The 8,743-nt window shown below is 63.1% G+C and carries 6 protein-coding genes; 3 read left to right on the top strand and 3 right to left on the bottom strand.

Annotated features, from left to right (window positions below):
• Positions 1-19: 19 nt before the first annotated feature.
• Both RUH75_RS17455 and RUH75_RS17450 read right to left on the bottom strand, forming a co-directional pair.
• On the bottom strand, positions 20-667 hold the full coding sequence (locus RUH75_RS17455; RefSeq protein WP_313808399.1) for a TetR/AcrR family transcriptional regulator: 648 nt from the start codon (positions 665-667) through the stop codon (positions 20-22).
• Complete coding sequence (locus tag RUH75_RS17450) at positions 664-1,842, bottom strand: iron-containing alcohol dehydrogenase (RefSeq protein WP_313808397.1); 1,179 nt, start codon at positions 1,840-1,842, stop codon at positions 664-666. The genes RUH75_RS17455 and RUH75_RS17450 overlap by 4 nt, the downstream gene beginning before the upstream one ends.
• A 143-nt stretch (positions 1,843-1,985) precedes the next feature.
• Between RUH75_RS17450 and RUH75_RS17445 the strand changes: the two genes are divergently transcribed.
• Genes RUH75_RS17445 through RUH75_RS17435 form a run of 3 tightly spaced genes read left to right on the top strand, consistent with a single transcriptional unit; the run spans position 1,986 to position 6,257 of the window.
• A complete protein-coding gene (locus tag RUH75_RS17445; RefSeq protein ID WP_313808395.1) occupies positions 1,986-3,473 on the top strand; it encodes an NAD(P)/FAD-dependent oxidoreductase in 1,488 nt (495 codons plus the stop codon).
• Positions 3,474-3,504: 31 nt separating this feature from the next.
• Positions 3,505-5,115 carry a long-chain-fatty-acid--CoA ligase gene (locus RUH75_RS17440; RefSeq protein WP_313808393.1) on the top strand — a complete coding sequence of 537 codons (1,611 nt, stop codon included), beginning with the start codon at positions 3,505-3,507 and terminating at the stop codon, positions 5,113-5,115.
• Positions 5,112-6,257, top strand: a complete 1,146-nt coding sequence (locus RUH75_RS17435; RefSeq protein WP_313808391.1) for a CaiB/BaiF CoA-transferase family protein — start codon at positions 5,112-5,114, stop codon at positions 6,255-6,257. Before RUH75_RS17440 ends, RUH75_RS17435 begins: the two co-directional genes overlap by 4 nt.
• A gap of 145 nt (positions 6,258-6,402) precedes the next feature.
• On the opposite strand, the gene RUH75_RS17430 is transcribed toward RUH75_RS17435, so the two are convergent.
• Complete coding sequence (locus RUH75_RS17430) at positions 6,403-8,661, bottom strand: TonB-dependent receptor (protein WP_313808389.1); 2,259 nt, start codon at positions 8,659-8,661, stop codon at positions 6,403-6,405.
• Positions 8,662-8,743: the final 82 nt, after the last annotated feature.

Here is an 8,743-nt window from a genome sequence, read left to right as displayed (position 1 = left end):
GGCTGAATCCCCACACGCCCTAGCCCAGCCCGATCATTCGCATGCAGGCATGGACCGCCGATTCCACGATTTCCTCCCGCGGCCGTTTACCACCCGGCCGGTAATAGCTTGGTATCCAGCTCAGCAGGCCACCCATCCAGGGCGACATCGCCGTGGCGTCCTCGATAGTGACGAAGCCCTCCTCCTGGCAGGCGGCGACCAGCCGCGCGAGACGAAGATCGAACTCGGCGCGTTGCCGCAACGTCCGCTGCGCGTCGACGCGATCAAGGTTCATCATCTCGCGCTGGTAGACGATGATATAGGCGTGCCGGTCGACGATGATCTCGGCGACCTTGGCCAGCGTCGTCCGCAGGCGATCGACCGAATTCCCGGGTACGTCGGCCGACGCATCGAGCGCGACGAGCGATTCGCGAATCCCCAACTCGCAGATCGAGGCGAGGATGTCGCTCTTGTTACGAAAATAGCTGTATAGAAAGGGCTTGGTGACGTGCAGCCGCTCGGCGATCATGTCGAGCGTCGTCGCCTCATAACCCTGCATATAGAAGAGCGACGACGCTGCTTCCAGGATGCGCGAACGCTTGAAGGCGACGACGTCGGGCTTCAGGCGCCCGGCCCCCAGGCGCGATGACGTCTTTGCCGACGGCTTCTTCGCGGTGGATGCATTCATGCTGCCATTCTCAATATCTCCAGAATATCATCCGCCGATCGAACCGGTCGCGGGTTGGTCCGGCCCCAGATGTCGAGCAGCGTATAGTCCGCCACCTTCTGGAACTGATCCTCGCCAACTTCTACTTCGCCCAGAGTCCGTGGCAAGCCAAGCCCGCGAATGAATTCGTGGAGGGCGGTCGATGCGTCGACACCCGGCTGGCCCAGGCATTCGCTGATCTGCGGCTGGCGGCTGGCGTCATGCTGCGCATTCCATTTCAGAACATAGGGCGACATGACGCAGGAGCAATATCCATGCGGGACATTGCAGGTTCCGCCCAATATGTGGCCGATCGCATGGCTCGCGCCCATCGGGACGCCGCCAATGATCGAGATCATCGACAACCATGTTCCCGTCTGGCACCGCTGCCGCGCTTCGAGATCGGCGGGATTGGCCTTCACGCCGTTCAATCCTTCGGCAAGGAGGCGCAGCGCGCTGGCCGCGAGTCCGTTCGCGAAATCATGCGACCGGTGCGACGCCAATGTTTCCACCGCGTGGTCGACGGCCCGAACACCGGTCGAAAGCCAGAGCCATTCGGGCGTATGGACCGTGATCGCGGGGTCGAGGACCACCATGATCGGGGCCATCATCCGGTGCTCATAGCCCTGCTTGTGCATGATCGCTTCGTCGGTCGCGCCCGACAGGGGATTGAATTCGCCTCCCGACAGCGCGGTGGGGACGCAAATCACCCGGATATCGGGGCCGACCGTCAGCGGATTGATCACATTGCCGTCGTCGTCGACAAAGATGTGCAGCGGCTCGAAGTCATCGATCGTGCGCACGTCATGTTTGAGAAGGAGGGCGACGATCTTTCCCGCGTCGGTCACCGACCCGCCGCCCACCGTGACGATGAGGTCGGCGTCAATGCCACGCGCGGCGTCGGTTGCGGCCAGCACGGCGGCGCGCGGCACATGCGGCGGCATGCCGCTCCACGTCAGGGCGTGGCGGTTGCCCAGCGCGCGTTCGATTCGCGATATCTCGTCGGTCTTGTAGCGCAGCGTCTCGCTCGCGAGGATAAAGACACGCCGCGCACCGAGCCGAACGGCCTCCTCCGCGATCGCCTCCGCCGCGGGCCTGCCAAAACTCACATTTTCGGTGGAGGTAAAGGCCATCAGTCCCGCCGTTCGCTCGCTCATCTTGTCTCTCCCTATCGCAGGCAAATTGCCATAGCTAAAATCTACTGTCCAGTATAATTTGTGCTTGACGGCGACGCCTGGCCGCTGCACTTGGAAGCAAATCTACTAATCAGTATATTTTTGCAAGCGGAGAAAGTTATCAAATGACGGAGCAGCAACCGCTGGCAGATTGCAGTCTGGACGTCGTCATCATCGGGGCGGGTTTTTCAGGCATCGCGATGGCACACGCACTCTCGAAACGGCCGGGCCTTCGCTTCGCGCTGCTCGAAAAGGGAAGTCGGCCCGGAGGCACCTGGCGCGACAATATCTATCCTGGCTGTGCGTGCGACATACCCTCGCACCTTTACTCGCTGTCATTCGCGCCGAAACATGACTGGAGCCGGATGTTCCCGACGCAAGCCGAAATTCTCGACTATTGCGACGACGTCATCCGCCGCTTCGACCTCCAGCGGCATATCAGACTGAACAGCCATGTCGTTTCGGCGGACTGGGATTCGGATGCGGCGCTATGGCGAATCCTGCTTGCATCGGGCGACCGCATCGCCGCTCGCTATCTGGTGTCGGCGATCGGCGTGCTTCATCATCCGCAATATCCCGATATTCCCGGAATCGGTGATTTTGGCGGCCAGACGCTTCACACCGCCCTTTGGGACCGCAGCTATGATCCGGCGGGAAAACGCGTTGCGGTGATCGGGACCGGGGCGAGTGCGATCCAGGTCGTGCCAGCGCTTGCGGGGAAAGTGGAGCAAATGACGGTGTTCCAGCGCACCCCCGCGTGGATCGCGCCGCGGTTCGACCGTCCGATCGAACCCCAGATGCAAGAACGGCTGCGGCGCAGCTGGTGGTACCGCAAATGGTTCCGCCTGCAGCTTTTCATCGCGCACGAGAAGCGGGCCACCGCCTTCACCAAACAGCAGCCCGCGGCGATCGCCAAGGCCGAAGCACTGTGCCAGGGCATGATCGACCGCCAAATCAATGATCCGCTGCTCAAGGCCAAGCTCACGCCGACCTACAAGGTCGGCTGCAAGCGGCTGACCGTCTCTTCCGACTATTATCCGGCGCTGCAACGAGAGAATGTCGAGCTTGTGACCGACGCGATCCGCGGGATCGAGGCGGACGGCGTCATCACGGTTGACGGGCGGCGCCATGCGGTCGATACGATCATCCTTGCCACCGGCTATGATGCGCAGCGTCCCTTTTCCCACCTGCCGATCCGCGGATCGGACGGGCGCGCGCTCGAAGAGGTGTGGGCACAGGATGGCAAGAACGCTCTGCTAGGCACGACCATGACAGGCTTTCCGAACTTTTTCCTGATCACGGGGCCGCACACCGGCGGCGGGCACAATTCGCAGATCTTCATGATCGAGGCGCAGGTCAACTATATTATGAAGGGGCTGCGCAAGGCCGAGCGCAAAAAAGCGCGGACGGTCGAGCCGCGGGCCGATGCGCAGCAGGCCTTTGCCGAGGAAATGGACCGCTGCATGGACCATTCGGTCTGGCAGGGCGGCGGTTGCAAAAGCTGGTTCCTCGACCCCGCGACAGGCCGCAACAATCTGCTCTGGCCGGGATACAGCACCGAATTCTGGTTGAGGACGCGTCGTTTCCGCGAACGTGACTATCGCTTCGGCTGATGGCCCAACGCCGGATTTGAGGAGTGAGGTGATGTTGTCAGGATTAATGCAAGCCGAGGCGCTGACCGTCGATCGTTTCGCCGAGCATGCGGCGCGCTGGCACGGCGGCGTCGCGGTGATCGAACGCGACGCCGCCGGCGCGATCCACCGCTCGACCTATGCCGCGATCGTACAGCGCGCAAAAGGACTGTCGGCGGCCCTGCTCGACCTTGGGATCGAACCCGGCGACCGCGTCGCGACACTCGCGATGAACAATTTCCGCCATCTCGAATGCTGGTACGGCATCATGGGGATCGGTGCTGTCTGCCATACGCTCAATCCCCGGCTGACCGAAGAGCAGCTGGCTTGGATCGTCGATCATGCTGGCGACCGGGTGATCATCGCCGATGCCAGCTTCGCCTCGCTCGCGACCACCCTGGCGCGCGCTTGCCCGTCGGTCGAGCGCGTCATCCTGATGCCCGACGGTTCGGCCGGTCCGCAAGCGGCCGAGGCGGTCGACTATGAAGCGTTCCTGGCAGGCGCATCGGTCGAGGCACAGTGGGGAGGCTTTGGCGAGGAGCGCGCGTGCGGCCTCTGCTATACCTCGGGAACGACGGGCAACCCGAAGGGGGTCCTCTATTCGCACCGTTCCAACTATCTTCATGCGCTGGGGGCATTGCAGCGCGACGTGACGGGATTGTCGGCGAACGACGTCGTCTTGCCGATCGTCCCGATGTTTCATGCCAATGCCTGGGGCCTGGCCTTTTCGGCGCTGGCGGCGGGCGCCGGACTGGTGTTGCCGGGGCCGCGCCTGGACGGGGCGTCGATCCACAACCTCATCGAGAGCGAAGGCGTGACTTTTGCGGCCGCCGTCCCCACGGTCTGGCAGGGCCTCCTCCAGTATCTGCGTGAGAGCGGCGGCCGGCTGGACAGCCTCCGGCGCGTGCTGATCGGCGGATCGGCCTGTCCCGAGGCGATTCTGCGCTCGCTGGAAGAGGATTATGGCGTCGAAGTCCTGCACGCCTGGGGCATGACCGAAACCTCGCCGATCGGCACGACTGCCGCGCCGGTCGCAGGCTGCGCGGCGATGGACCCCGCGATGCGGCGGGAGCAGGCGCTCAAGCAGGGGCGACCACCTTTCGGTGTGGACCTTGCGATCGAGGACGACACGGGGCGGCGATTGCCGCACGATGGCACGAGTCCGGGGCGCCTGCTGGTGCGGGGCGCGACGGTTGCGCGCGCCTATTATCGCGCCGAAGAAGAGGCGGTCGACGCTGCGGGATGGTTCGACACGGGCGATATCGCGACCATCGACGAGCATGGCTTCATGAAGATCACCGATCGCGCCAAGGATGTGATCAAGTCAGGTGGCGAGTGGATTTCCTCGATCGAGATCGAGAATATCGTGCACGGCTATCACAAGACCGCCTGCGCGGCGGTGATCGGCGTGCGCCATGAAAAATGGGGCGAGCGTCCGCTGCTGCTCGTGCAGTTGCACCCGGGGGAAAGCGCGACCGGCGACGAGTATCGCGATTATCTGCGCGGCCGCATTGCCTCCTGGTGGATGCCCGACGATATCCGCTTTATCGACGACATGCCGCTCGGCGCGACCGGAAAGATCGACAAGAAGCGGATTCGCGCGCTCGTCATGGACGCCGCATGAGCGGGCCGCTCGCAGGCATCCGCGTCGTCGAATTCGCGGGACTGGGACCCACGCCCTTCGCCGCCATGATGCTCGCCGATATGGGCGCAGACGTCATCCGCCTCGACCGGCCGGGCGGGCCGCTGATGAGCGCGGGCGACGGCCGCCTGGCCTTTCTCAATCGCAGCCGCGCATCGGTCGCGGTCGACCTCAAGTCGGAACAAGGACGGGACTTCGCGCGGGGGCTGATCGAACGGGCCGACATCGTGATCGAAGGCTTTCGGCCGGGCGTGATGGAAAGGCTGGGCCTGGGACCCGAGGTTGTCGCCGGACCCGATACGCGGCTGATCTACGGCAGGATGACCGGCTGGGGCCAGCAGGGTCCGCTTGCCGATAAGGCAGGCCATGACATCAACTATATCGCGATGACCGGCGCGCTGCACATGGTCGGCCCCGCCGACCGGCCACCGCCGCCGCCGCTCAATCTCTTCGGCGATTATGGCGGCGGGGCGCTGTTCCTGGTCACGGGCATCCTTGCCGCGCTGGTCGAGCGCGGCCGGAGCGGCCGGGGGCAGGTCGTCGATGCCGCGATGGTCGATGGAGCGGCTTCCTTGCTCACCGAGCTCTTCGCCTGGCGGGCAATGGGCTTCTGGACCGACGAGCGCGGCGCCAATCTCCTCGATGGCGGCGCCTATTTCTATCGCTGCTACGCGACGTCCGACGGCCGCTACATGGCGATCGGAGCGATCGAGCCACAATTTCATGCCGCTTTCATCACGGGCCTCGGGCTCGATCCTGCCGATTTCCCCGACCATATGGACCGGCGGCAGTGGCATGATCGGGCGCTGCGCATCGAAGCGGTCTTCCGCACGCGGACGCGCGCCGAATGGGTGGAAACATTCGAACCCCATGACGCCTGCGTGACGCCGGTGTTGACGCCCGCCGAAGCTGCGGAGCATCCGGCGAACACCGACCGGCGGGTCTTCACTGCGGGCGATGCGCCCCAGCCTGTGCCCGCGCCGCGTCTGTCGCGGACCGGATCGCGGATCGCCAGCCCGCCTGGATTGCCGGGTGAAGGTGGACGCGCCGCGCTGATCCGCTTCGGCGTACCGACAGCGGCGTTCGAGCCACTGATCGGGCAGGGAATCCTTCGCGCCGAATAATAGTGATGCTCGACGGGTTTGACTTGTCGAGCATCGGTAAGCCCGCGCGGCGTCAGCGGCACTGCACCTTCGTATCGCGCTGGGGGCCATCGTCAGGATGAAGGAAGAAGCCCCCTCCCCCGGGTTGGGAGAGGGGGAGGTGTATTCAGAATTTCACGCTTACCGTCGCGCCATAGGTGCGCGGGGGCATCAGCGATCCGGTGCGCGGGAAGGCATAGGTCGCCGCGTTGACGATATTGTTCGCGATGACATATTCGTTGGTCAGGTTTTTCGCCCAGACCCCGGCAGTCCAGCGATCGTCGGAGGCGTGGTAGGTGGCGTTCAGGTTGACGTTCACATAGCCGTCCTGCTCCGCGTCGCGATTGTTGAATTCGTTGAAGTAGACCTTGCTGACATAGCTGAGGTCGCCGTCGAGAACGAATTTGGCCGAATCAGCGAGCGGAATGTCCCAGCTCATTCCGGCGCCCGCCGTGTAGCTGGGCGCGCTCGGCAGGCGCTTGCCTGACAGGTCGACGATACCGGGATCGGTCGGACAGGGCGCATAGGAGATGCCCGGCCGTGCCGGCAGGCCCGCGCCATAATAGCCATTGCAGAATTTGGTGAAGCGGGCGTTGAGATAGGAACCATAGGCGTTGATCGCGAGATGGTCGGTGACCTTGCCGCTGAGTTCGAGTTCGGCGCCATAGTTTCGCGCCGACGCGGCGTTGATCGTCTGGACGATGCTCTGCGCGTTGACGAAGCTCACCTGGAGGTTGGTATAGTCATAATAGAAGACCGCGCCGCTCAACAGGAGGCGGCGGTCGGCGAACTTCACCTTGAAGCCAGCCTCATAGTCCCAGACATATTCGGGATCGATCGCCGAATCGAGGCTTCCGACGTTGATCACCCCCGATTTGAAGCCACGCGCGACGGTCGCATAGAGCAGTGCGTCATCGCTCGGCGTATATTCGAGCACGAACTTCGGCGTGAAGGCGGGCCAGGTCTTCTTGCGATCGGTCGGGATGTTGATTCCGGCGGGATCGAAGACGAAGAAGCCGATCCCCGCACGCCGCTCGCTATTGTAGCGAACGCCTGCCGTGAGCTTCAGTCGCGAAGTCAGGTCGACCGTGCCCTGAAGATAGATGCCATAGGCATCGGTCTTGACCGTCCCGCGTTGTTCATAGGCGCCATTGTTGAAGGTGTCCGCCGGCAGGCCGAGCACCAGCCCGAAATTGGTCGTCGGCACCAGCACCTGGCCAAACAGCGTCTCGTGGAAATACATCGCGCCGGCGAGCAGGTTGAACCCTTCGCCATTGTAGGTCGCGGTCAGTTCCTGGCTGTAGGATTTGCTGTCTTCGACATAATTGTTCTGGCCGTACATGTTGACCTCGGACGCATCGAGGTCATTCCGGTTGAAGCGGTGGAAATCATGATAGGCGGTCACCGACTTGAGCGTCAGATCGCCGCTCGTCACGTCGATGATGCCCGTCACGCCGGTGCCTTTGCGGCGGTTCACCGGGTCCTGGTCGGACCAGACATTCCGCAGGTTCGGCTTCTCGCCGCGCGCCGCATAATAGTCGAAGATGGTGCTGCCGCCGATCAGAGTATGCGGGAACTGGTCCAGGGGAACGACCGTCGGGCCGAAGAAATGGAACCCGTAATTATTGTCCTTCTCGCGCGTGTGATCGACGATGACGGTGGCCGAGGCGTCGGGCGAGATTCGCCACAATAATGTACCTCGGAACGAATAGGCATCGCGATCGTCGATATCGTGGCCGTTGAACAGATTCTTGCCGTATCCATCGCGCTTTTCATATTTGCCCGAGACGCGCACCAGCAATTTGTCGTCGACCAGCGCGCCGCCGATCGCGCCTTCCGCCGTCCTCGCATCGTAATTGCCGTAAGTCAGGCGAAGATATCCGTCGAGTTCGTTCGTGGGCTTCTTGGTGATCAGGTTGATCGCGCCCGCCGTCGCGCCGCGCCCGTAGAGCGTGCCTTGCGGACCACGCAGCACCTCGATCTGCTCCAGGTCGTAGAAGCCGCTGAGCTGCATCGACGGGCGCGGCAGGATGGCGCCGTCCTGAAGGAAAGCAACCGCGCCGTCACCGCCCAGATCGATGCTCGTCATGCCGATGCCGCGAATGAAGGTGCGGTTGACGCCATATTGGCTGCCGATCGACACATTGGGGATGGATGCCTGAAGATCGCCGATATCGGTCGTTCCGCCGGGTCCGAGATCGGCGGCGCTGATCGCGGTGATGGCGGCCGGAGTCTTCGCCAGCGTGCTGTTCTGCTTTGTCGCGGTGACGATGATATCCGCCGTCGCGGTTGAATCATCCGTCGCGGCCTGCGCCCAGGCCATCGTCGGCGCTGCGGCCAGTGCCAGCGTGCAGCCGCCGAGTTTCAATAGCATCTTTCCGTTCATAACTCCCTCCCATTTTACTAACTATATATATATCTACTCATTAGTATATCTGGTCGATGAAATCCGTGCAATGGCAAAAAGG

Origin of the sequence: Sphingobium sp. (assembly GCF_032153725.1) — a bacterium.
Lineage (GTDB): Bacteria > Pseudomonadota > Alphaproteobacteria > Sphingomonadales > Sphingomonadaceae > Sphingobium.
This window is presented reverse-complemented; position numbering and strand designations above follow the sequence as displayed.